This window comes from Zeaxanthinibacter sp. PT1 (assembly GCF_028464225.1).
GTDB lineage: Bacteria > Bacteroidota > Bacteroidia > Flavobacteriales > Flavobacteriaceae > Zeaxanthinibacter.
This window is the reverse complement of sequence record NZ_JAQPCN010000001.1, coordinates 255,432-281,104: the sequence shown is the minus strand read 5'-3', so window position 1 is coordinate 281,104 and position 25,673 is coordinate 255,432. Positions and strand designations below refer to the sequence as shown.

General features: G+C 46.6%; 20 protein-coding genes. 19 read left to right on the top strand and 1 reads right to left on the bottom strand.

The features are described 5' to 3' along the window. Positions 1-46: 46 nt before the first annotated feature. Positions 47-463 carry an HYC_CC_PP family protein gene (locus PP178_RS01265; RefSeq protein ID WP_430974683.1) on the bottom strand — a complete coding sequence of 139 codons (417 nt, stop codon included), beginning with the start codon at positions 461-463 and terminating at the stop codon, positions 47-49. 204 nt (positions 464-667) lie between these two features. On the opposite strand from PP178_RS01265, the gene ruvB reads away from it, so the two are divergent. The 19 genes from ruvB to PP178_RS01170 all read left to right on the top strand — a co-directional run bounded on the left by ruvB (position 668) and on the right by PP178_RS01170 (position 25,673). Continuing rightward, the gene (gene ruvB / locus PP178_RS01260) at positions 668-1,690 is read left to right on the top strand and encodes a Holliday junction branch migration DNA helicase RuvB (RefSeq protein WP_272593604.1); all 1,023 of its coding nucleotides are present in this window, start codon (positions 668-670) and stop codon (positions 1,688-1,690) included. Beyond that, on the top strand, positions 1,691-3,019 hold the full coding sequence (locus PP178_RS01255) for a cytochrome P450 (RefSeq protein ID WP_272592493.1): 1,329 nt from the start codon (positions 1,691-1,693) through the stop codon (positions 3,017-3,019). A 270-nt stretch (positions 3,020-3,289) separates the two neighbouring features. Beyond that, a complete protein-coding gene (locus PP178_RS01250; RefSeq protein WP_272592492.1) occupies positions 3,290-4,660 on the top strand; it encodes an FAD-binding oxidoreductase in 1,371 nt (456 codons plus the stop codon). Between the two features lie 251 nt (positions 4,661-4,911). Beyond that, complete coding sequence (locus PP178_RS01245) at positions 4,912-5,304, top strand: hypothetical protein (protein ID WP_272592491.1); 393 nt, start codon at positions 4,912-4,914, stop codon at positions 5,302-5,304. 545 nt (positions 5,305-5,849) lie between these two features. After that, the gene (locus tag PP178_RS01240; protein ID WP_272592490.1) at positions 5,850-6,434 is read left to right on the top strand and encodes a hypothetical protein; all 585 of its coding nucleotides are present in this window, start codon (positions 5,850-5,852) and stop codon (positions 6,432-6,434) included. Positions 6,435-6,656: 222 nt separating this feature from the next. Next, entirely contained in the window at positions 6,657-7,553 is an 897-nt protein-coding gene (queG, locus tag PP178_RS01235) for a tRNA epoxyqueuosine(34) reductase QueG (RefSeq protein ID WP_272592489.1), read from the top strand. A gap of 182 nt (positions 7,554-7,735) precedes the next feature. Beyond that, a complete protein-coding gene (locus tag PP178_RS01230) occupies positions 7,736-9,220 on the top strand; it encodes an MFS transporter (protein WP_272592488.1) in 1,485 nt (494 codons plus the stop codon). A 166-nt stretch (positions 9,221-9,386) separates the two neighbouring features. Continuing rightward, entirely contained in the window at positions 9,387-11,690 is a 2,304-nt protein-coding gene (locus tag PP178_RS01225) for an NADP-dependent malic enzyme (RefSeq protein WP_272592487.1), read from the top strand. Between the two features lie 44 nt (positions 11,691-11,734). Continuing rightward, a complete protein-coding gene (ruvA, locus tag PP178_RS01220; RefSeq protein WP_272592486.1) occupies positions 11,735-12,316 on the top strand; it encodes a Holliday junction branch migration protein RuvA in 582 nt (193 codons plus the stop codon). A 5-nt stretch (positions 12,317-12,321) separates the two neighbouring features. Then, positions 12,322-19,434: a T9SS outer membrane translocon Sov/SprA gene (gene sov, locus PP178_RS01215; protein WP_272592485.1), complete on the top strand. Its 7,113-nt coding sequence runs from the start codon at positions 12,322-12,324 to the stop codon at positions 19,432-19,434. A 124-nt stretch (positions 19,435-19,558) separates the two neighbouring features. Then, positions 19,559-19,939, top strand: a complete 381-nt coding sequence (gcvH, locus tag PP178_RS01210; RefSeq protein ID WP_272592484.1) for a glycine cleavage system protein GcvH — start codon at positions 19,559-19,561, stop codon at positions 19,937-19,939. Positions 19,940-19,979: 40 nt separating this feature from the next. Continuing rightward, a complete protein-coding gene (locus PP178_RS01205) occupies positions 19,980-20,330 on the top strand; it encodes a VanZ family protein (RefSeq protein WP_272592483.1) in 351 nt (116 codons plus the stop codon). A gap of 52 nt (positions 20,331-20,382) precedes the next feature. Continuing rightward, the gene (locus tag PP178_RS01200) at positions 20,383-21,087 is read left to right on the top strand and encodes an energy transducer TonB (RefSeq protein ID WP_272592482.1); all 705 of its coding nucleotides are present in this window, start codon (positions 20,383-20,385) and stop codon (positions 21,085-21,087) included. Positions 21,088-21,271: 184 nt separating this feature from the next. After that, a complete protein-coding gene (cyoE, locus tag PP178_RS01195; RefSeq protein WP_272592481.1) occupies positions 21,272-22,183 on the top strand; it encodes a heme o synthase in 912 nt (303 codons plus the stop codon). Further along, positions 22,174-22,755, top strand: a complete 582-nt coding sequence (locus tag PP178_RS01190; protein WP_272592480.1) for a cytochrome c oxidase subunit 3 — start codon at positions 22,174-22,176, stop codon at positions 22,753-22,755. Before cyoE ends, PP178_RS01190 begins: the two co-directional genes overlap by 10 nt. A gap of 92 nt (positions 22,756-22,847) precedes the next feature. Next, entirely contained in the window at positions 22,848-23,825 is a 978-nt protein-coding gene (locus PP178_RS01185) for a cytochrome c oxidase subunit 3 (RefSeq protein WP_272592479.1), read from the top strand. A 42-nt stretch (positions 23,826-23,867) separates the two neighbouring features. Beyond that, the gene (locus PP178_RS01180; protein ID WP_272592478.1) at positions 23,868-24,251 is read left to right on the top strand and encodes a cytochrome C oxidase subunit IV family protein; all 384 of its coding nucleotides are present in this window, start codon (positions 23,868-23,870) and stop codon (positions 24,249-24,251) included. Between the two features lie 61 nt (positions 24,252-24,312). Further along, on the top strand, positions 24,313-24,945 hold the full coding sequence (locus tag PP178_RS01175; protein ID WP_272592477.1) for a hypothetical protein: 633 nt from the start codon (positions 24,313-24,315) through the stop codon (positions 24,943-24,945). Then, positions 24,945-25,673, top strand: a complete 729-nt coding sequence (locus tag PP178_RS01170; RefSeq protein WP_272592476.1) for an SCO family protein — start codon at positions 24,945-24,947, stop codon at positions 25,671-25,673. Before PP178_RS01175 ends, PP178_RS01170 begins: the two co-directional genes overlap by 1 nt.

Below are 25,673 nucleotides of genomic sequence, written 5' to 3'. Positions count from 1 at the left end.
GTTATTGTCTAACTAGCGGAGTCGACGGCTTGTAACTGTATAAATATCAGATGAGGTAAGTCTCGTATAGCGTTTTAAGGTCTACACTGAGGAGGGGAGGAGAATAATCTTCTAATCGTAAAGGTTTATTGTCATTCGTTATGATAACCTGAAGGTAAGCAGAGTAGTGGGGAAAGAATGCCGTGAATTTGTCAGCGGCGTACTGGGCATAGGATTTTTTCAGGTCTTTTTGCCCCTCCTTGACGAATTCTTTATCTGTACAACAAGATTTGGAAGCAACCATTTCTTCGCAGGAAGATGCGTGTTGTTGCATTTCCATGCCACAGCTTTTAGCTTCCTTCAACAGCGAAAGGCTTACCAGGTTATCGCCACAAAAATGCATATCTACGGTAAATGAAACCGTAGAAAGCATGACCACCAAGGTCAAAGTTAAAGCTGTTATTTTATGCGATAATCGATACACTTCTGCAAATATGTTAAATATTCTTCCGTTTTAGTCTAAAATTAACAAAAATTCACATTGGTCAGAACCAAAAAGATGGTGTAAAGGTTTAGGAATGAGTGGAAAGCAACATCAGATAGACAAAAAGGTCTTTGATTTTATACTGGAGGCATATAGATTTTGATGAAGCTGTTACTGTTCATTTTCCCCTATCTTTGTAAGCATATGAACGAGCACCTGGACCCAAGCGCGGAGAACTTTTCCCAAGAAGACCTCGATATTGAAAGAGCCCTCAGGCCGGCTTCCTTTGACGATTTTACAGGACAGGCACAGGTCCTGGAAAACCTGAAAGTATTTGTGCAGGCGGCGAATCTCCGGGGCGAAGCCCTGGACCACACCCTGTTTCACGGCCCTCCCGGCCTGGGTAAAACCACCCTGGCCAATATCCTGGCTAACGAGCTAGGGGTAGGCATCAAGATCACTTCGGGTCCGGTACTGGACAAACCCGGGGACCTGGCAGGTCTGCTGACCAACCTGGAAGAAAGAGATGTACTGTTCATAGACGAGATCCACCGCCTTAGCCCTATCGTAGAAGAATACCTCTATTCAGCCATGGAGGATTTTAAGATCGATATCATGATAGAGACCGGGCCCAATGCCAGGTCCGTACAGATCAACCTTCACCCTTTTACCCTGGTCGGGGCCACTACGAGGTCTGGTTTGCTTACAGCGCCCATGCGGGCACGATTCGGGATTGCGAGTCGACTGGAATACTACAACACCGAGCTTTTATCCACTATCGTGGAAAGGAGTGCCGAAATTCTAAAAGTGCCAATTACCCAGGAGGCCGCCATAGAGATTGCCGGCCGCAGCAGGGGTACACCCAGGATATGTAATGCCCTGTTGCGCCGGGTACGCGATTTTGCACAGATCAAAGGCAGCGGTAAAATAGATATGACCATTGCCAGGTTTGGTCTAAAGGCCCTGAATGTAGACACCTATGGCCTGGATGAAATGGATAATAAGATCCTGGCCACTATTATCGATAAATTTAAAGGCGGCCCGGTTGGGATCACCACCCTGGCGACTGCTGTTTCTGAAAGTGCAGAGACCATAGAAGAAGTATACGAACCCTTTCTTATACAGCAGGGGTTTATCATGCGAACTCCACGGGGACGGGAAGTTACAGAATTGGCTTATACCCATCTTGGAAGAATAAAAGGGGGGAATCAACCTGGCCTGTTTTAAGTGAGCAAGAAACTACCAACAGTATCCAAATACGAAGTGTTCAGGAATCGGAAACAGATTCTGAAGAACCCTCTCCCATTTCACAGGAAACATTTTGAAAAACTGGGCGATATCTTTAAGGTTGAGGTAAGCTTAGGCAGGAATGTCATCTTTACCCGCAATGCCAATATCATCCGCCACGCCTTACAACAGAATCATAAGAATTACAGGAAATCCGAACTGCAGACCGTGGATTTGGCCCGCTACATTGGAAAGGGGATACTGACTGCAGAAGGAGAACACTGGAGAGCACACCGGCGGATGATACAGCCGGCTTTCCACAAAAAGAAACTACATCTTCTATTAGGTACCATGATAGAAGTGATCCGAAAGGAACTGGATCGGATAGAAACCGGTGAAGTCAAGGACATATTTCCCCTCATGGGCGACCTGGCCTTCCAGGTAGTAGCGCAATCCTTGTTCAGCCGGGACGATATCCGAAAGCGGATGAATCGCCTGCAGGAGATCACCGAGCGCAACCAGCAGATGCTGATCCGTGAAATGCGACAGCCCTACTTAAAATGGTATTTTCGTCTTAGTGGGAAGATCGGTAAGCACCTGGACCTGGCAGAACAGGGACGCGATATCCTGAACGGTATCATTGAAGAACGCATTGAAAGCGGTGAGGAGAGAGACGACTTGCTCGATATGCTCTTGCAGGCCAGGTATGAAGATGGTAGTGCGATGAGCAGGGAGCAGCTGATAGATGAGGTTCTTATCCTGTTTACTGCCGGGCACGAGACTACGGCAAATGCCCTGAGTTTCGTCCTTTTCCTGCTGGCATCCAACCCGGCGAAACAGGAAAAGTTATACCGGGAAGTTAAAGTGATAGATTGGAAGGATAATGATTCTTTGGAACTGCTCGGGAAATTACCGTATACCAAGCAATGTATCGAAGAGGCCCTGAGACTATATCCCCCGGTCTATGTTATTGACAGGGTAGCCAATGAACAAGATGAGGTAGAAGGAGTCCGTCTCCAGCCAAATACCTTATTACTGATGTCCATATATGAGTTGCACCGCAGCAAAGAATTCTGGGACCGACCCGGGGAATTTATTCCGGAACGGTTTGATCCTGAACAAAAGTTAAATTACTCGGCTTATTACTACCCCTTTGGTGCGGGCCCCCGTATGTGTGTAGGCAATAATTTTGCCATGTACGAAATGGTGATTGTGCTGAGTATGCTGCTGAAGGATTACCATATTTCTACCCCTCAGCAAACCCTGGAATTAAACCCGCTGATCTCCATGAAACCCGGAGCGGTATTACTCGAGTTTACCCGGCGTTAATAAGTGGTAAAATGCATTTTTATTTTATTTTAACAATCTCTTTTAGAGTGGGTTATGGATAATTTTACTTACCTTTAAAATCCGCATCCTTAATTTGTTTACATCCCTGGCTGCCGTGACCTACGACAGGATTTCTTCTGGGAGATAAACACATCTCAATGGTTCCCCAAAGCCTGGATCTGCCGGGCGATTTCTGCAGATTTACTGTATTGTTCCTCCTTTACCGAATACAGCTGTCAATGCGCATGCAAACAATTAATTCTACATACTATGGAAACCGTTTTACAGGATTTAAAGGAAATGCTCCGCGGAGAACTGATAGAACCCGGGCATAAAGATTACCATGAAAGCAGGAAAGTGTACAACGCGATGATCGACAAGAAGCCGGCCATGATCGCCAAATGCGTGGACGTGGCTGATGTGATCAGTGCGGTGAATTACGGCAGGGAACACGATATACTCATCGCTGTGCGAGGCGGCGGTCATAATGGTGGTGGCCTTGGGCTTTGTGATGGGGGACTGGTGATAGACCTGTCTTTGATGAAGCATGTATTGGTAGACCCCGTAGAAAGGACGGTCCGCGTAGGTGGGGGTAACGTCTGGGGAGAAGTAGATCATGCTACCCATGCTTTTGGGTTGGCCGTCCCGGCCGGCATTATTTCTTCAACCGGCGTAGGCGGGCTTACCTTAGGTGGCGGGATAGGGCACCTGACCCGGAAATATGGCCTAACCATCGATAACTTACTAGAGGCCGATATGGTCCTGGCCGATGGTTCTTACGTCACCGTGAATGAAGATGAGAACCCGGACCTATTCTGGGCTATCCGTGGTGGGGGCGGTAATTTTGGCATCGTCACCTCTTTTACTTTTAAAGCACACCCACTCGAGAATGTCATAGGCGGACCTACCCTCTGGCCCATTGAAAAAACCGAGGAGATCCTGGAGTGGTACCACGGATTTATTCATAATGCGCCGGACGAGCTAAATGGATTTGCCGCTACCATGATCATCCCCGGGCCGCCATTCCCGGACCATCTGCATAATAAACAATTCTGTGGTATTGTCTGGTGCTATGCAGGGGAGGACGAACAAAAATTCAATAAGTTATTCGAGGAAGTCCGTAGCATGGATCCGCTATTTGAGCACGTTGGGCCTATGCCTTACCCGGCTATACAGACTTTATTTGATGGGATGATGCCCCCTGGACTGCAATGGTATTGGAGAGCTGATTTCTTTGATCAGCTAAGCCCGGATGCCAGGGCCGCGCACCGCAAGTACGGGTCCAGGATCCCGACACCTTTATCCCAGATGCATTTATATCCCCTGACCGGTGCCGCTGCCCGGGTTCCCAAAGACGCAACACCCTGGTCTTACCGGGATGCTAAGTATGCAGGGGTTATTGTGGGAGTAGACCCTGATCCGGCCAATGCAGAAAAGATTACCCAGTGGTGTAAGGATTACTATAATGCACTGCATCCGCATTCAATGGGAGGAGCATATTCTAACTTTATGATGGACGAAGGACAGGAACGGGTCAAGGCATCCTATCGAAAGAATTATGATCGACTTGTAAAGATCAAGACCAAATACGATCCACAAAACCTTTTCAGGGTGAACCAGAATATTCGCCCTAAGGAATGAGAGGAGATCATTGGAAGAGAAAGAATAAACCGGGGTTCAGGCCCCGGTTTTTTTTCAATAGTAAATAATGGCCACGATATCAATTAGTTGCGAATAAAATCGTACATTGTAGTAATTCCTCAACAAAGCATCCGCTTTGTCTTTGCCAGAGTTCCCATAGTTGTAACATTTCTTTGATCCCTTTAGTTTCTGTCTTTTGGCAGCTATAGTTATAAAATTGACTGTTCCCCTGTCCATTTAAAATTAAAGACATGAGGTGGGTGCCCTTCTTTTTCACAGTAGTACTGATGGTATTGCTTTTATTCGCAATTCAACGTTTTATATCTGATCTCCCCACCGGGGAAGCAGAGTTGCAAGCGGAATCTGAAATGCTAGGCCATGACCACATGGGACAAATGGGAAATAAGAACTGGTGCGAGCTACTTCATGATTTTGTAAAAAGATCAGCAGAGGACGGGGCATTTTTACTGCGTTCTGCAGGGGATATCAGGATAACCGGCCTGGCACCCGGTTTTGCTATTGTACTCATTGAGCTACAATTTAAGGCGCCAAAGACCTGCGACACGCATCCCGGACCTTGTTCCCCGGGCTCCGGAACAGGGGGTGTACACTGCAGCTATTCCGTGATTAAAAGACCGAGCTGAAGCTTTTACTAGAGATGGAACACGTCTTAGAAGTTGAAAATTGTACATGGCATAGGGTATTTGGCTGTGAAACAGTAAATATTTGTACCTAGGCCTTATACTACACAGGACCAAATGCAGCCACAAAATACTTTGAAAAAAATGGCTGAACCGAAGCTAAGGGCGCGTCTTTTCACCATCAATATAATATTAACAATTTCATCATCAAGTGTTTGAGAATAATATCTTAGCTTTGATTAGATGACCGCCTTTTGGTCATATGCATAGTTTACAGTTCCCATATTTTTTAATTGTATTTACAAAGTTTCTCCTGTCTGATTAATGGTTGGGATAAATATCCCTGGAATTAGATGTGGGTTTATTGAAGCACCTAAATGATATGTTACCTAGCTAACTTTATGTCATTGTAGGATTGTGGATATAGTGGTTTACTAAATGCCATAAATGCAATTCAGATTCCCATCCCCCCTTCAACATTTTTTGGAAACTTTATCTCTTTCATTGTGTTATAAAGGAGATTATTGTTTAACCTAAATTGTTTTATTATGAAAGATGAGCAAAAAAAGTATCGAGTGTTAAGGTCGATCAAATTCGCAGGGGTTGGCGGATTACTGGGAGTGTTTTTAATTTCCTTGTTCCTGTCGTCTTGTACTCCCGATGAATTGACCACCCAAGAGGATTTTACTTTTGAAACCCACGCTGTGAAAGCGGAACTGGAACCATGGGAAGCAGAAGTAATCCGTCTCACCAAAAAAATGCGACGGTTTCATAATTTCAAAGTAGCCCTTGCACAGGGTTATGACACGGACCTTTCCGGTTATGTGCCTCATATGGGCCATCACTATGGAAAAGTTGGGCTTATAGATGAAATTTTTGAATTAGAAAAACCGGAAGTCCTGTTGTATGTCCCGAATGACGAGGGAGGAATGACATTTGTAGCCGTTGAATACCTGGTAACTGTTGATGATCCTTCAAGTCCTCCGCCTCCTCCAGAAGGCTTCACCGGTACCGAGGATGAGTGGTACTTTAATCCCGCAATAGGAATGTGGACCTTACATGTCTGGATTGCCTTGGAAAATAGTAATGGTATTTTTGCCGCTCACAATCCGGCGGTACCTGCGGTACCTTGATATACTGAGCTATTAATTCTATTTTACGTTATGCCGGGGCCTCTTTCCCCGGCATACGATTTTGATTTCCAGCTCAAGGTTGCTGAACAAGATTTAGGTTATCCAAGACCTTTTTAATCTTGGTAACTATAAATAAACGCACTGCGGCATTTCTTTTTTAGATTTGTACCTTCACTTTATACTTCCCAAGAGCAGATGCGGCAGCAAAACACCTATAAAGAAATGATCAAAACCGAAGCCAAGCGCCTCGGTTTTTTGTCCTGTGGCGTTTCCAAGGCCGGTTTTTTGGAGGAAGAAGCACCCCGCCTCGAACAATGGCTTCGGCAGGGGATGCATGGGGAGATGCAATACATGGAAAACCATTTTGACAAACGCCTGGACCCAACTAAGCTGGTGGATGGAGCTAAATCTGTCATATCGCTCTTATTGAATTACTACCCGGAAGAACAGCAAGAAGACGGGACCTATAAAATTTCTAAGTACGCTTACGGACAGGACTACCACCATGTCATAAAATCCAAACTTCGGCAGCTGCAAGAATTTATAACCGATCATATAGGAGAAGTTAACGGCAGGGCCTTCGTGGATTCTGCCCCGGTTATGGATAAAGCCTGGGCGGCGCGCAGTGGTCTCGGCTGGATGGGGAAGCATTCTAATCTCCTAACCCGGCAGGTGGGATCTTATTATTTTATTGCGGAATTAATCACAGACCTGGAGCTGCCAGCCGATGCCCCGGTAACCGATCATTGTGGTAGCTGTACCGCCTGTATCGATGCCTGTCCTACCCAGGCCATCGTGGCGCCCTACGTTGTGGATGGCAGTAAGTGTATTTCGTATTTCACCATAGAACTGAAAAATGAAATTCCCACTGAGGTAAAGGGGCAGTTTGAGGATTGGGCTTTTGGTTGTGATACCTGCCAGGACGTCTGTCCCTGGAACCGTTTTTCTAAACCGCATCACGAACCTGCCTTTGACCCGCACCCGGAACTGCTGCAGATGAGTAAAAAGGACTGGGAAGAGATTACTGAAGATGTCTTCCGGGAGGTGTTTCGGAAATCTGCGGTGAAGCGGACCAAATTTTCGGGCCTTAAGCGAAACATAAAATTCTTAAAATCCTAAGCATTAGGATAATGCTCTTATTCATGGCACAGATTAATATGTTAAGAATTTGTTAGGAAAGCTCATTAATAACTATATTCCACACTTGTTTGTGATCTAGGGGTTGAATCTCTCTCGACTGTGCGTTGATCAATCATCTGTAAACCAATCGAATACCAACTAATACACTATCTCATTACCACATGAAGATCAGGAAGCCCGAGTTAAGTTTTTGGCAGATATGGAATATGAATGTCGGATTTTTCGGAATCCAGTTCAGTTTCGGATTACAACAGACCGCGGTGAATCCCATTTTTTCCTTCCTGGGTGCTCATCATGAAGAATTACCACTGCTGAACCTCGCAGGCCCTGTAACAGGCCTGTTGATTCAGCCAATTATTGGAGCTATCTCTGACAAGACCTGGTCACCGAAGTACGGACGCAGGAAACCTTTCTTCCTGATTGGTGCTATCCTTGCCAGTTTGTGTCTTGTAGCATTTCCTTTCAGTCCTGAATTGTGGTTCGCGGTAGGATTGCTCTGGATCCTCGATGCGGCAAACAATACCGCGATGGAACCGTACAGGGCATTTGTAGGGGATAAATTGCCGGACAAACAGCTGACTTACGGATACCAGATGCAGAGTCTCTTTGTCGGTGCCGGGATCACGCTGGCCAACTTTTCACTCTTCCTCTTCCAGGACTGGTTCAGTGTCCCGGCAGTCGCAGGAGAATTATGCAGCACGGGGACAGAGGTAGTGACTGCTATTCCTAAATGGGTGTATTACTCCTTCTTTTTAGGGGCGATAGCCTCGGTTACGACCATCCTCTGGTCTGTTTGGAAGACCCCCGAGATCCCTCCAACCGACAAGGAGTTAGCTTATATCAGGGAGCGGAAGCAGAACGATTCTTTCATGAAACGCGCTTTTGAGCCTATCGTGGAGATAGCCCATGCTATAGGCAGTATGCCTAAACTGATGTGGAAACTCGCTGCCGTATATTTCTTCCAATGGTATGCCTTGTTCGTGTACTGGCAATTCATTACCCCCATGTTGAGGTCTAGTTTATTCGGGATCAGCAATAGCGATACCTCCAGGTTTGAGACCATTATGGAAGCCTGCAGGTCCGGGGAAGTGATTGGCACCGAGGATATGACCTTTGCCCAGAATGTGCAGTTAATGTCAGAACAGGCATTGGCCCAGACCGGGCTGATGAACGGGACTTATAATATGGTGACTATGCTGGTGGCTCTTGCATTAGTGCCGATCGCCAGGAAGTACAGCTCTAAAATAGTTTACGTACTCAGTTTATTCCTCACCGGACTTGCCCTGCTCAGTATGCCATTTATTAACGACAGGATCGCTTTGTTGATTCCAATGATCCTTTTCGGAATCGGTTGGGCGGCCATGATGGGAATCCCGTATGCCATGGTGTCTAAGGTGATCCCCGAAGAGCGCCGGGGTGTATACATGGGTATAGTGAATATGATGATCGTTATACCAATGTTGATACAGACGCTTTCTTTTGGATTTATTATCAAAAATTTTCTTGGTAACAACGCGATAAACGCCATCCTGTTCGGGGGAGCCTTCTTTTTGATCGCGGCGGTCCTGGCCATGAGGTTAAGAGTAGTGCCGCCGACACCTCCGCCCAGGTTAACTATTGAAGAGGATAATACTGAACATGAATAAGGACTTGATTTTTGCAGCTAAGAATCCACTCCTCAAGGATAGGCCCCTTTGTGCGCGATTCTTATAGCAGCCGGCAACGGTATTTAGGTGTCTGCATATTTGTTTCAGCTGCTTAGGACTTATTCCAAAGAAATACTACTAAATTTGTCATTCAAAGCCCATTTTTATGAGTGCAGAAAAGAAAAGGCGAGAAGCCCTTATATACCACGCAAAACCGCAGCCCGGTAAGATTAAAATAGTTCCTACCAAACCTTATTCAACCCAGCGAGACCTGGCGCTGGCATACTCTCCCGGAGTAGCAGAGCCTTGCCTTGAAATAGAGAAAAATAAGGAAAATGCTTACCGCTATACTTCCAAGGGTAACCTGGTGGCGGTGATCAGCAACGGAACAGCGGTCCTCGGCCTGGGAGATATCGGACCTTTGGCCTCTAAACCTGTTATGGAAGGGAAATGTCTGCTCTTTAAAATCTTCGCGGATATTGATGGGATGGATATAGAAGTAGACACCAAGGATGTTGAAAAATTCATAGAGACCGTAAAAATGATTGCGCCCACATTTGGCGGAATCAACCTGGAGGATATTAAGGCCCCCGAAGCCTTTGAGATTGAGCGACGTTTAAAAGATGAGCTCGATATCCCGGTAATGCACGATGATCAGCACGGGACAGCCATCATTTCCGCGGCTGCACTGTTGAACGCTGTTGAGATTGCCAAGAAGAAATTAGACAAGGTGAAGATCGTGATCTCCGGTGCAGGTGCTGCAGCCATTTCCTGTTCAAGGTTATACAAAGCACTTGGAGCCAAAGGAGAGAACATGGTCATGCTAGACAGTAAAGGGGTTATCCGCAAAGATCGCGAAGGTATAAGCGGGGAGAAGCTGGAATTTGCCACGGCACGGAAAATAGACACCCTGGAACAGGCAGTAAAGGATGCGGATGTTTTTATTGGGCTCTCTGTGGCAGATATTCTGAGCCCGGCTATGTTGAAGTCTATGGCTAAGCGGCCCATCGTATTTGCCATGGCCAATCCAAACCCGGAGATCAAATATGACCTCGCCTGCAGGACCAGGGAAGATGTGATCATGGCTACCGGGCGATCTGACCATCCCAACCAAGTAAATAATGTACTTGGATTTCCCTTTATTTTCAGGGGAGCACTGGATGTCAGGGCTACCAAGATCAACGAGGAAATGAAAATGGCGGCGGTAAAAGCTTTGGCAGAACTGGCGAAGGAGCCGGTTCCGGAACAGGTGAATATCGCCTACGGGGAAACCCGGCTGACCTTTGGACGAGATTACATCATTCCCAAGCCATTTGATCCCAGGCTTATTGTAGAAATTCCACCGGCAGTAGCTAAGGCCGCAATGGAAAGCGGGGTAGCAAAGGCTCCGATCGAAGATTGGGATGGGTACCGCGAAACCCTGATGCAGCGTTCCGGTGACGATAATAAGGTGATGCGAATGCTGATGAACAGGGCCAAAACAGATCCTAAGAAGATTGTTTATGCCGAGGCGGATACCCTGGATGTTCTTAAAGCCGCCCAGATCGCTTACGAGGAGGGGATAGCTCATCCTATATTACTCGGGAAAGTGGATGTGATCAAAGAACTGATGGAAGAACTGGAGTTTGATGCAGACATACCCGTTATCGATCCCAATGCACCGGAGGCTAAGGACAAAAGAATGCAGTACGCTAACCAGTACTGGGAAAACCGCCAGCGAAAAGGGTCTACCATTCACAATGCGAAATCCAAGATGCGCGAACGCAATTATTTTGGGGCCATGATGGTGCTTGAAGGCGATGCAGACGGAATGATCTCCGGTCAGACCAGGGCTTTCCCCAGTGCTGTAAAACCAATTTTCGAGGTCATCGGGCGCTCTACCAACGTGCGCAACGCGGCTACGGTACACATAATGAATACCAAGAGGGGGCCAATATTCCTGGCTGATACCTCTATCAATATAGACCCAACAGCAGAAGAGATCGCCGAAATCGCGGTGATGACAGCCAACCTGGCCAGTGCCTTTGGTTTTGACCCCGTAATGGCCCTGTTGTCTTATGCGAACTTCGGTTCTTCCAATCACCCACATGCTACCAAGGTGGCGAAAGCTGTGCAGATTCTCCACGAGAAATACCCGGAAATGGTGGTAGACGGGGAAATACAAACCGATTTTGCCCTGAATAAGGAACTGCACCAAAGTCAGTTTCCCTTTTCAAAATTAGCCGGTAAAAAGGTGAATACCCTCATTTTTCCCAACCTGGAAGCGGCGAATATCACCTACAAATTACTCAAGGAACTGAATAAGGCAGATTCTATCGGGCCTATCATGCTGGGGTTGAGGAAATCTGTACACCTGCTGCAGTTAGGAGCCAATGTGAACGAAATGGTCAACATGACCGCCGTTGCGGTGATCGATGCCCAGGAGCGGGAGAAACGCAGGAAAGCCAAGCAAGGGACCGTAAAAATTTAAAACCCGGCATTGATGCATGCCGTCACCCAAACATTGAACCAACCATGATTACCCATCTAAAAGGGAAGCTCGTCGAGAAGCATCCCACCCATGTTGTCATAGAATGCGCGGGGATTGGCTATTTTGTCAATATCTCCCTGAACACTTTTTCCCTGGTCAGGGATGAAGAACAGCTGATGCTCTTTACCCACCTGCAGGTAAAGGAAGATTCACATACCCTCTTTGGTTTTGCGGAACCTTCAGAACGGGAGATTTTTCGCCTCTTATTATCGGTTTCCGGAATTGGGGCCAGTATTGCAAGGACCATGTTATCATCATTAACGCCACAACAGGTTAGGGATGCTATCGCAAATGGTGACGTGGCTACCATACAGTCTGTCAAGGGGATAGGTGCTAAAACCGCTCAGCGGGCTATCCTTGACTTAAAGGACAAAGTTCTGAAAATACAGGATATCGGGGAAGTTTCAGCCCCATCGAACAATACAAATAAAGAAGAAGCGTTATCAGCTTTAGAGGTACTTGGATTCGTGCGGAAACAGGCCGAAAAGGCCGTGGACAAGGCGATGATCGATGACCCGACACGCAGCGTTGAGGACATAATTAAACTGGCGCTCAAAAATTTGTAACAAGTTTGAAAACAGGGGCAACGTCTATTCTTAAATCTTCTTCATTTAAGCTTCTCCATCTTTGGGTACTATTATTGGCGGCACTGGCTGGTGCCTATGCCCAGGATACCGAAGTGGAAACCGACTCTACCGAGACAGGCTTTTCTATCGGGCGGATTGAACTCCAGGACCCGGAAAGTATTGTTACCCGCTACACTTATGACCCCCAGCTGGATCGTTATATATACACACAGCAAGTAGGAGAATACGATATTAGTTATCCTGTGATACTGACCCCGGAACAATACCTGGAATTGGTAGAGCAGGAAAATATGAAATCTTACTTCAAGGAGAAGATAGATGCCTTTTCCGGTCGTAAAGCCGGTAGTGAGGAAGCCCGTAAGAACCTCCTGCCCAACTTCTATGTCAATAATAATTTCTTTGAATCGGTTTTTGGAGGCAATACAATTGAAGTGATTCCCCAGGGTTCCGTAGCCATGGACCTTGGCGTGATCTGGCAAAAAAATGACAACCCTGCATTATCTCCCAGGAACAGGACTAACCTTTCGTTCGACTTTGACCAACGGATCAGCCTGAGTATGCTCGGGAAAGTGGGGGAGCGTTTACAGGTGACTGCCAATTATGATACCGAAGCTACTTTTGACTTCCAGAACCTGGTAAAGCTTGATTTTACCCCTACGGAAGACGATATCATCCGGAAAATAGAGATCGGAAATGTGAATATGCCCCTGAACAGTTCTTTGATCACAGGTGCCCAGAGTCTTTTCGGGGTAAAGACACAGCTGCAGTTTGGAAAGACCACGGTTACTGCCGTAGTCTCTGAACAGCGGTCTCAGAACAACACTGTAGTGGCGCAGGGAGGCGGTACCCTGAATGATTTTGAACTAACCGCTCTCGATTACGACGAGGACAAGCACTTTTTCCTGGCCCAGTATTTCCGGAATCAATATAACGAGGCCCTGGCCAACTATCCTTACATCCGCAGCCAGGTACAGATCACCCGGCTGGAAGTTTGGGTGACCAACAGGAGCCAGCAAACCCAGAACGTCCGGAACATTGTCGCCATACAGGACCTGGGCGAGGGAGTAAAAGAACGTACCCGGATAGGGCAGACCAACGGTGAGCCTGCAGGATTCTTCAACGTGAGTGGAACCAACCCGCCCCCGAGGAACAATGCCAACGATTACGACCCGGCCTTGCTCGGTACTGCGGAAGGAGTACTTAACCAGAATATCCGGGATATCGCAACCGTTGATAGCGGGTTTGACATTAATACGGGCTATAGTGTAAACCAGGGCTTTGATTACGCCATCCTTGAAAATGCCCGGAAGCTTGAAGAAGGCCGTGATTACCAGTTAAATACCCAGCTGGGATATATTTCCCTGAACCAGAGACTGAGCAATGATGAGGTATTGGGGGTCGCTTTTCAATATACACTGGATGGACAGGTTTTCCAGGTAGGTGAGTTTGCCAATGGGGGAGTAGATGCCACCACGGTAAACCCGGCCGCGGAACAACAGATCAATAACAATACCCTGGTGGTGAAATTGCTGAAAAGTAATATTACCAATGTAAACGATCCTATCTGGGATCTGATGATGAAGAATATCTATTCTACCGGGGCTTTCCAGTTGAGCCAGGAGGATTTTAAACTGAATATACTGTATTCTGATCCTACGCCGAGAAACTATATCACGCCTGTGAACCCCGATGTGGGATGGCCCGATAATCCCGTGCCGCTGGAAGATCGCATACTACTGGACGTATTTAACCTGGACAGGCTGAATGTCTACAATGATGTACAGCCCAGGGGGGATGGATTTTTTGATTTTGTGCCTGGGATCACCGTGGATACCCGTGGTGGCCAGATCATCTTTACCACCGTGGAGCCTTTCGGGGAATACCTCTTTGAGCTCTTAGGAGGGGGTGACTACGACGTGCAGGACGACCAGGGTTATAATGAAAACCAAAGAAAATATGTCTTCCGGGATATGTACGCCCAGACCAAGGCGGCTTCCCTGGAAGATGCTGAAAAGAATCGCTTCCGTCTTAAAGGACGCTATAAGTCGGAGGGGGTAAACGGCATCCCGATCGGTGCCTTTAACGTTCCCCAGGGCTCGGTCCGGGTCACTGCCGGCGGAAGACAATTACAGGAAGGGATAGATTATACCGTTAACTACCAGGCGGGCACAGTGCAGATCCTGGATCCAAGCCTGGAAGCTTCAAATACACCGATCAATATTTCGGTAGAAAACAATGCCGTCTTCGGGCAGCAGACACGCCGCTTTACCGGGGTGAATGTAGAGCACCAGGTAAACGAGAATTTTGTCCTGGGTGCTACTATGCTGAACCTGAACGAGCGGCCGCTGACGCAGAAATCTAATTTCGGGGTAGAGCCGGTTAACAATACCATTTTTGGATTTAATGGGAACTTCTCCACGGAAATTCCCTTTCTCACACGCCTGGTGAACATGCTTCCAAACATCGATACCGATGTGCCTTCTAATTTATCCCTCCGGGGAGAGGTGGCCTTCCTGAAACCAAACTCTCCCAAGAATGCCGATTTTATGGGGGAGACCACCACCTACCTGGACGACTTTGAGGGAGCGCAGGCCCTGATCGATATCAGGTCCTCCCTGGGGTGGACCCTGGCGAGTACCCCCCTGGAATTCCTGGATGAGGGCGAAACCGGTTTAGAGACCGGGTATGAACGTGCCAAGTTGGCCTGGTATACGATAGATCCCATTTTTTATACCAACCAAAGACCGGCATCAATCACCGATAATGATATTTCTACCAACCAGACACGTAGAGTTTTTATAGACGAAGTATTTCCACAGGTAGATATCGCCCAGGGGCAGACGACGGTGCAGAACACCCTGGACCTGGCTTACCTCCCGGGAGTTAAAGGTCCGTATAACGCCAATGATAATTTTGAAGCCGAGACCCCGGATCAGAAATGGGCGGGAATCATGCGTTCTCTCAGCAGTACCAACTTTGAGCAGAGCAATGTTGAATTTGTGCAGTTCTGGGTAATGGATCCTTACGTGGATGGCGCAGCGACCAGCCCGGGTGAATTGGTGATCAACTTGGGGAATATCTCTGAAGATATTCTTGCCGATGGTCGTAAGCAGTATGAAAACGGTTTACCTGGGGTAGATAGTAACGACCTTACTACGCCAACGGTCTGGGGTAAAGTGCCCGCTACCCAATCATTGGTATACGCTTTTGATGCCGATGAAACCAACAGGAGCCTGCAGGATATAGGCTATGACGGACTTCTCGATATTGATGAGGCAGCCCAGGGGTACAACGGGCCGGCCGATGATCCCGCCCTGGATAACTACACCTATTACCTGAACAGGGAAGGGGGTATCCTGGAGCGATACAGGGATTTTAATAACCCCCAGGGAAACTCACCGGTAACCGTGACCAATACCAACCGTGGGTCAACTACGCTTCCGGATGTAGAGGATGTAGACAGGGATCTGACGATGAATACCATCAACAGTTACTACGAATACCGTATACAGATAAAACCGAATACCACCATTGATGATAAATACGTGACGGATATCAAGGAAGGTACCACTCCGGATCTTCCTAACGGGGACCGTCTGAACCGCCGATGGATCCAATACAAGATCCCGCTTAGCGACTTCACGGATGCCGTAGGAGGAATATCTGACTTCCGCTCCATCAGTTTTATGAGGATGTATATGACCGGTTTTAGCAGTGATGTAGTATTGCGATTTGCTACCCTGGACCTGGTGCGTGGCGACTGGAGGAATTATACTAAGACACTTGAGACGGGGGGAGATAACCCGGCAGATGATGGCACCGTGGTAGATGTGAATACCGTCAACATCGAGGAGAATAATTCGAGGATCCCAATCCCTTATGTATTGCCTCCTGGAGTGCTGCGTGAGCAATTAAACAATAACAATACAATCATCCGCCAGAACGAGCAGTCGCTTTCTTTCGTGGTTGAAAACCTGGAGTCCCAGGATTCACGGGGTGTATTTAAAAACGTAAATATCGATATCAGGCAGTACGAACGCATAAAAATGTTCATGCATGCCGAGGAGATCGTGGATACCGATTATGCAGACGGGGAAACTCCCCTGGTCGGCTTCCTGAGGATTGGAACCGATTTCTCTGAAAACTTTTACCAGCTGGAATTGCCGCTGCAATTTACTTCATTCGGAGCCAGTACCGCCTCGGAAATTTGGCCTTCGGTCAACGAACTCGAAGTCTCCTTGTCCGACCTGAACAAGGTGAAATCCCTTGGGATAGCGAATCAGAGCCTTACCGAAATCAATTTTTACGAAGTGGTAGACGGGGAAGTGATTCCTGTGGCAGAAGATGCGCCCAGAACCGAAGGACGTGTCCGTATCGGAATACGTGGTAATCCATCCCTCGGTAGCCTGAGGAGTATGATGGTTGGAGTTAAGAATATTGATAATGTCCCTGCTAGGGGAGAGGTTTGGTTTAATGAATTACGCCTGGCCGGTCTCGATAATAACGGGGGATGGGCAGCTGTGGCTGCCATGGATGCAAACCTAGCCGATTTTGCCAATGTATCGGCTACAGGAAGTAAAAGCACTTCGGGTTTCGGGGCTATTGACCAGATGCCGAATGAACGGTCCAGGGAAGATGCGGTGGCTTATGACGTAGTGACCAATGTAGAGCTGGGACAGCTATTGCCACCACAATGGAACCTTCAGATCCCTTTCAATTACGGTATTTCTGAGCAATTGATCACCCCGGAATTTGACCCGGTTTACGACGACCTGAAATTGGAGGACAGGATCGCGGCTGCGCCTACGGCAGAGGTAGCTGATGAGATCAGGGAACAGGCCGAGGATTATACCAAGAGAACCAGTATCAATTTTATAGGGGTCAGGAAAAACAGGGGAGATGAAGCAGAAGCTAATTTCTACGACGTAGAGAACTTTACCTTTAACTATTCCTATAATGAAACCGATCACCGCGATTTTGAGATCGAGAGCTTGAGAGACCAGGATGTGGCCACCGGTTTTGTGTACAATCATAATTTTAAGCCTGCCGAAGTAGCCCCATTTGCTAAGAAGGATTCTCTCTTAACCGGTAAATACTGGCAGTGGTTAAAAGAACTTAATTTTAACGTGCTTCCGGCCAGCATTGCATTACAATCCAATATAGACCGGCAGCTGAACCAGCAAAGGTTCCGTGACGTGTTAGAGCCCGGAGTGGATCGGCTGGAACTACCTTTGTTGCAACAGCGTAACTACCAGTTTAACTGGCAGTATGCGGTAAACTATAGCCTGACAAAGTCGCTCAGACTCAACCTGACCGCTTCCAATAACCGTATTGTTAGAAATTATTTCGAGGACCCTGATGCTCCGGAGCCCATCATTGATCCGACCCTCACCCTATGGGATGGGTTCTTTGATGTAGGGGACCCCAACCGGCACAACCAACAGCTGCAGCTCAACTATGAATTACCGCTCAGTAAAATACCGATACTCGACTTTATCAATGCACAATACACCTATACCAGTAATTTTGAATGGCAGCGCGGAGGGGACGCTATCCGCGAAGTGGTCGGTAACGATGTCAACACCGTACAGAATGCCAATACCCACAACCTGACGGCTTCATTAAGTATGCAGCGCTTCTACGATAAGATTGGTTTAAAGAAGAAGGGAAGTAAAGCCGTGTCCGGCAGAGCCCCTGCAAGGCGAGACAAAGCGGGGAGGCCGGCAGCAGGTCAGCAGGATAGTAACAAGAAGAGCTCCGGCTTCGGAAATGCCCTGATAGACGTGGTCACCATGATCAAGCGATTTAATGCAAATTACAGTGAGAACAATGGGCAAGTACTTCCCGGTTACCTGCCATCTATAGGTTTTATCGGTACCACCAAGCCAAGCCTGGGCTTTGTTTTTGGAAGCCAGGCCGATGTGAGGTTCCAGGCAGCACGAAATGGATGGCTGACCGATTTTGATGGGTATAACGAACAGTTCATCCGCCAGAAAAACACCCAGCTGAACCTTACGGCTACGGCCCAGCCTATGCAGGATCTCACCATAGACCTGTCTGCAGACCGGCAGTATTCTGAAAGCCTCAGGGAGAATTTTGACATTGAGGACGGTGAATACATCGTACAAACGCCGAATACCAACGGGAATTTCAGCATCTCTACGGTAATGATCAGTACTTTTTTTAATACCAGTGATGAGACAGAATCCATAAACTTTGAGACCTTTAAAGAAAACCGAATCACCATTGCAAACCGCTTGCTTTCTGACCGCAGTGGTACGGATGAAGGACTGGATGAAGATGGGTTCCCGCTGAGGTATGGAAAATCCAGCCAGGAAGTATTGTTACCTGCATTCTTTGCGGCCTATACCGGGCAGGATGTAGACCGGGTTAACCTGGATGCCTTCAGGGATATTCCTATCCCGAACTGGAACATAAAGTATACCGGTTTAATGCGTAACCAATGGTTCCGTAAGAAATTCACCCGTTTTTCTTTAAGCCATGGCTACAGGGCAGCCTACAGTATTAACTCCTTCCAGACTAACCTGGAGCGGCAGAATAACCAATTTGACGCAGACACCGGTGATCTTCAACCTGAGTTGCTGATCAATAACGTGGTCCTGACCGACCAGTTTAACCCTCTGATGCGCGTTGATTTTGAAACTAAAAGTTCGTTGAGCGTGCTGGCGGAAGTTCGTACAGACCGTGCGCTTTCCCTGAGTTTTGATAACCAGCTGATGACGGAGATCAATGGAAAGGAATACACGGTGGGGCTGGGGTACAGGTTTAAGGATGTGCAATTTGTCACCAATATCGGTGGTGAAAAACAACGACTTAAGGGGGATCTTAACCTTAAAGCGGATGTAACTCTGAGAGACAATATCACAATTATCCGTAGCCTGGATATAGACAATAACCAGATCACCTCCGGGCAGAATTTATTATCCGTGAAGTTTACTGCAGATTACGCCCTGAGTAAAAACCTGAATGCGTTGTTCTTTTACGATCATTCCTTTTCACAATTTGCCGTATCCACTGCATTCCCGCAGACCACGATCAATACCGGTTTCACACTCCGCTATAATTTCGGAAACTAGGCAACCACATGAGGTATTGCAGGTGGATGATGACGTGCTGAATCTTAGCGCGTATTTCCTTTGTGCATTTTTGAAAACTTTAGAAGAAACAATTACATTTGCCACCTAAGCAAAACAAAGTAAAATGAATATACCGTCAGAACTTAAGTATACCAAGGACCACGAATGGATCCGTATCGAGGGCGATGTGGCCACCGTAGGTATTACTGATTTTGCCCAGGGAGAGTTGGGTGATATCGTATACGTAGAAGTGGAGACCCTTGATGAGACCCTGGATCAGGAGGAAGTTTTTGGAACCGTTGAGGCGGTGAAGACTGTTTCTGACCTTTTCCTGCCTTTAAGCGGGACTATCGTAGAATTTAATGAATCACTGGAGGACGAGCCGGAGAAAGTAAATTCTGATCCTTACGGAGAAGGGTGGATGATCAAAGTGAAAATGAGCGATAGCAGTGAAGTAGACGGTTTGATGTCTGCTGATGATTACAAGGAGTTGGTAGGTGCTTAACACTTACAAATATACTATAGCATTTATAAGCTGGATGGTGATGATAACACTGCTCAGCTTTTTTTCTTTTTCATCAGTAGACGATGAGATAAGCATTCCGTTTATGGACAAGCTGGTTCATTTTGTATTCTATTCCGTGGCCGCTATCGCGCTCGGATTTGCGCTCCGTGAGCGCAGCAGGGGTACATTGAGTTTCTCTAAAGCCTTACTAGTTTCTTTTCTTTTCTCACTGCTGTTTGGTATAATTATTGAGGTATTACAAAGTACCTACACGACCTGGCGCAGTGGGGAATTGGCGGATGGAATTGCCAATGCCATCGGGGCGCTTACCGGTACAGCTTTCTTAAAGCTTCTTTTTTCCGGAAACCGGCAGTTAAAGTGGAAAATTTAATTGCAGGATTAGTAATAAAATAGTTAAATTAGCGAACACTAAACCAAAATGTATGGAACCCAAAAAGAATCCAAAAGCTGACTTGAGAAGAAATAGCAGCCTTTACTTCGTATTAGGGCTTGCGCTCGTGATGGCATTGGTCTACGTGGCACTTGAGTGGAAAACGTATGATGAAGTTCAGAATTACGATATATCTCTTAATGTCGAAGATCAACTTGATGAGGAAGTACCGATGACCGAACAGATCAAGACACCTCCACCACCACCACCACCTGCTGCACCCGAAGTTATCGAGGTTGTTGAAGATGAAGAGGAGGTAGAGGAAACAGTGATCGAGTCTACGGAAACCAGCCAAGAAGAAGAAGTTATCGAGGTGGAAGACGTAGAAGTGGATGAGATGGATGAAGATATAGATGTACCCTTCGCAGTGATCGAGGATGTGCCTGTTTTCCCGGGATGTGAGGGTGCAAAAGATAAAAGAGCATGTTTTAACGAAAAAATGCAGGATCATATCCGTCGTAACTTCCGTTACCCTGAAATCGCCCAGGAAATGGGAATTCAAGGTAGGGTAAACGTGATGTTCACGATCCAGACAGACGGTAGTATTGGGAACATTCGTTACCGAGGACCGGACAAGAACCTGGAGGCAGAAGCGCTGAGGATCATCGAAAAATTACCTAAAATGACTCCCGGAAAACAAAGGGGTCGCCCGGTAAGGGTTCCTTTCAGTATCCCGATCACATTTAAATTACAATAAGAATTATCTTTATAATACCAGGACCCCGGCAGCAGTGCCGGGGTTTTTTTATGGTATTTCCTCAACTGATTACTATAGTGTACTTAGTATAGCCTCAACGCATTGTATAAAGAAGCGATAAACAACTGCTTAAGATTGCAAACAAATCAATTGGGTGTTATCTTTGCACACTCAAAATTAACGCATGAAGACTGCGATCGGTGCGGCAAAAAATATAACCTGGTTGATGACATTGGCCGACTTTAAGGAAATCACTAAGGCCAGGTTGGCGATCAGCGTGGTTTTCTCCTCTATTGCGGGATACCTGCTAGCCGCAACCGAGATATCCGGCCTGGCATTGCTGCTCCTCGCTTTTGGTGGCTATTGCCTCGTTGGTGCCTCTAATGCTTTTAACCAGGTCATTGAAAGAGATCTTGATGCCCTGATGAAGCGCACCAAGAACCGGCCGATCCCCGCTGGAAGAATGAGTGTAAATACAGCATTATTCCTGGGGATGTTCATGACTGTACTGGGATTGGTGGCCTTATACACTTTAAATCCTAAAACCGCCATGTTCGGCGCTATCTCTATCTTTCTTTACACCAGTGTGTATACACCTCTTAAAACGGTTACGCCGCTTTCGGTTTTCGTGGGGGCAATCCCGGGTGCTATCCCATTTATGCTGGGGTGGGTTGCGGCTACGGACGAATTTGGTATAGAGCCCGGCACCCTTTTCATGATACAGTTCTTCTGGCAGTTCCCACATTTCTGGGCCCTGGGTTGGATGCTTCATGATGATTACAAAAGGGGTGGATTTAAAATGTTACCAACAGCTAAAAAGGACAGGGGAACAGCCTTCCAGATCATATTTTACACCTTCTGGATGATCCTGATTTCTATAATCCCGGTTTTCGGATTCACCGGTAAATTGCATTTGTCAGTGACCGCCGGAATCATCGTTTTCCTGATGGGATTGGTGATGTTGTTTTTTGCCTTCAGATTATACAATAAAAGAGACAATACTTCTGCACGGCAGCTGATGCTCGCCAGTGTGAGTTACATCACCCTGATGCAGGTGGTATATGTCATCGATAAATTTTTATGGACATGGATTTAACACAAGGAACCGCACAAGAGAAGAATGCCCGTGCAAAGAAAATGATGTTGTGGTTCGGGATGGTCAGCCTTATCATGGGTTTTGCCGGTTGGACGAGTGCCTACATCGTTAGTAGCAGCAGGGAAGATTGGCTGCAGGACCTGACACTGCCCTCGGCCTTCTTTATCAGTACGGTTATTATCCTGATCAGTAGCTTCACTTATCATTTCGCTAAGCGAAGCCAGGCCAGGGAAGCAAAGGGTGCGAGTACCAGATGGTTGATTGCTACCTTAGCTCTGGGGCTGTTGTTTATTGCACTGCAGTTTGTCGGCTTTTCACAAATGGTGGCCCAGGGGTATTATTTCACCGGTCCAACCAGTAGTATCACCATGTCTTATATTTTCCTGATTGCCATGGTGCATATCGTTCACGTAGTGGCAGGGCTCATTTCACTGGGGGTAGTAATGTACAGCCAGGTGAATGGTAAATACGCCAATGGAAACTTATTAGGGATGGAGTTAGGGATCACCTTCTGGCACTTTTTGGGCCTGCTTTGGCTGTACCTGATTTTATTTTTCTATTTCTTTAATTGACAAAAGCGACAAAAGTTCGTTTTCCTAGGGATTTGGACTTTTGTTTGCTGGAAAAAAATGTAAATTTGCCAATATATTCTTAAAAAGACTTTATGGATACTTCGGTTACTCCGGCTGCGGAAGAAAATGTATGGGGAGGCGGCAACAAGCCCCTCGGTGCCAGTTACGGTAAAATGATGATGTGGTTCTTTATCGTGTCCGATGCCCTGACATTTTCGGGCTTCCTTGCGGCATACGGTTTTTCCAGATTTAAATTTATCGAGACCTGGCCTATAGCCGATGAGGTTTTTACCCACGTACCATTTTTCCATGGGAACTATCCTATGTATTACGTGGCTTTTATGACATTCATCCTGATCATGTCTTCTGTAACTATGGTACTGGCCGTTGATGCCGGGCACCATATGAAGAAATCCAAGGTGGTACTGTATATGTTCCTGACCATTATCGGGGGAGCGATCTTCGTTGGATCACAGGCATGGGAATGGGCAACATTTATTAAGGGAGATTACGGTGCACTGGAGACCAAGGGTGGTCGTATCCTGCAATTTGTCAATGCCGATACCGGCGAGCGTGCTGCGTTGGGCGATTTTGCCGCCAGTATTCCCGATGTTCGACAGGAACACCTGGAACAGAACGGAGTTTGGTATTACGGGGACGAGAGTTCTCTTCCTTCTTACTCCCTGAATGAAGTTGTTGAGGGTTTTAAAAGTAATTCCAACATCCTTATCAGGACAGAGTTGCTGACCGATGAGCAGGAAAAAACACTGCTGACCAGGGAAGAGTCGCTGGAAAAGATAAAGGATGCACGGATCGTTGTAGAAGGGGCTAACCTGGTTCGTAACGAATATGGTAGCAGGTTGTTTGCAGACTTCTTCTTTTTTATCACCGGCTTCCACGGATTCCACGTTTTCTCCGGTGTAGTGATCAACATCATTATTTTCTTTAACGTGATCCTGGGTACCTATGAGCGCAGGGGACATTACGAGATGGTAGAGAAGGTTGGTCTTTACTGGCACTTTGTAGACCTTGTATGGGTATTTGTATTTACATTTTTCTATTTGGTATAATCGTTCCCCGGTTTTCGGGAAATAAAACATATAATAATTGTCATGGCACACGAACACAAACTTGCTATTTTCAGAGGTCGTCTGAAGTTTAAGTCGAACACCCAGAAGATCTGGGGCGTGCTCATCTTCTTAACCCTGGTGACTGCTGTGGAGGTGATATTAGGTATTACCAAGCCTTATATCCTGACGCATAAGTATTTTATTGGGATGAAGTTGCTTAACTGGATCTTTATTATCTTGACCCTGGTTAAAGCCTATTATATCGCATGGGATTTTATGCACCTCAGGGACGAGAAAAGCTCACTGAGGAGAGCGATCGTATGGACTCCTATTTTCCTGGTCTGTTACCTGATCTTTATCCTTCTCTTTGAGGCGGATTATATTTATACCGTGTATAAGGACGGCTTTGTAAAGTGGAATTTCTAAGACTTTATTAACAGTATCAAAAGACGGTTTCACAACCGTCTTTTTTATTTTTGCAGTGCATATGAAAAAGACGATCGTCTTAGTTGTTTTATTCATCTTCCCGCTGGTCGCGTATCTCTTTTTTGCCTCCGGAGTAAATCGTTTTGGACGATTACCGGTTCTTACTGAAAATATCGAGGACGTAAGCGCACTTGACCCGGGGACTACTTTTCGGGACAAGATCACAATTCTCGGATTCCTGGGATCAGACCTGGAATACAAGAAGGGGAATGCGTTTAACCTGAACCAGAAAATATACAAGCCCTTTTACGAATTCGTCGATTTCCAGATGGTAATGTTGGTTCCAGAAGGATCCGAGGAGAAAGTAGAAGAATTGAAAAAGGATCTCGGCGCCTTGGTGGATATCAGTAAATGGAATTTCGTTTACGGGGATGAAGCGGAAATCAACCGTATTTTTAATTCCCTGGAGACCAACCTACAGCTCGATGAGAAGTTGGGTACACCCTATGTCTTTATCATAGACAAGGACAGGAAACTGAGGGGGCGGACAGATGATGAAGATGAAGGAGTAAAATACGGCTTTAACGCTATTTCCGTTGCAGAGTTGAATAATAAAATGGAGGATGATGTCAAGGTTATACTAGCCGAATACCGTCTTGCCCTCAAGAAAAATAATGCCGACAGGCAGAAGTGATGCAGAAGAAGAATTATACATACATATGGGTCTCCCTGGTGGTCCTTGTTTTTGGGATCATCTTTATTCCGCGTATTGTAGACCGAATTAAAGGGAGTGATATTGTAGAAAACGACCGGATGAGTAAAGAGAATGATCCGGATGTACTGGCCTATGTAATGCGCAATGGCGAACGGAGGAAGGTGCCTCCTTTTGCGTTCCGAAACCAGGACAGTCTATTGATTACCAACGAAGATTACAAGGGAAAGGTGTATATAGCGGAGTTCTTTTTTACCTCCTGCCCATCGATCTGCCCTATTATGAACCGAAACCTGGTTTCGCTGCAGGACCAATTCCGGGAATATGACGAATTTGGTGTTGCATCATTTACTATTAACCCCGAATACGACACCCCCTCAGTGTTGAAAGCTTATGCAGAACAGTACGGTATTACGGATATGGACTGGCACCTGCTGACCGGTGACCGGGAAGATATCTATAAGCTAGCCAACGAGGGCTTTAATATATTTGCGGCAGAGGCGGCAGATGTGCCCGGCGGTTTTGAACATTCAGGATTATTTGCCCTGATCGATAAAGAAGGGTATATCAGGTCGCGGAAAGATAAATTCGGAAACCCCATTATCTATTACCGGGGAGCTATTACCCCGGAGCAGCAGACCAATGACCATGGGGAGACGGAACAGATCACCATGCTGCAGGAAGATATACAGAAACTTTTAGAAGAATAA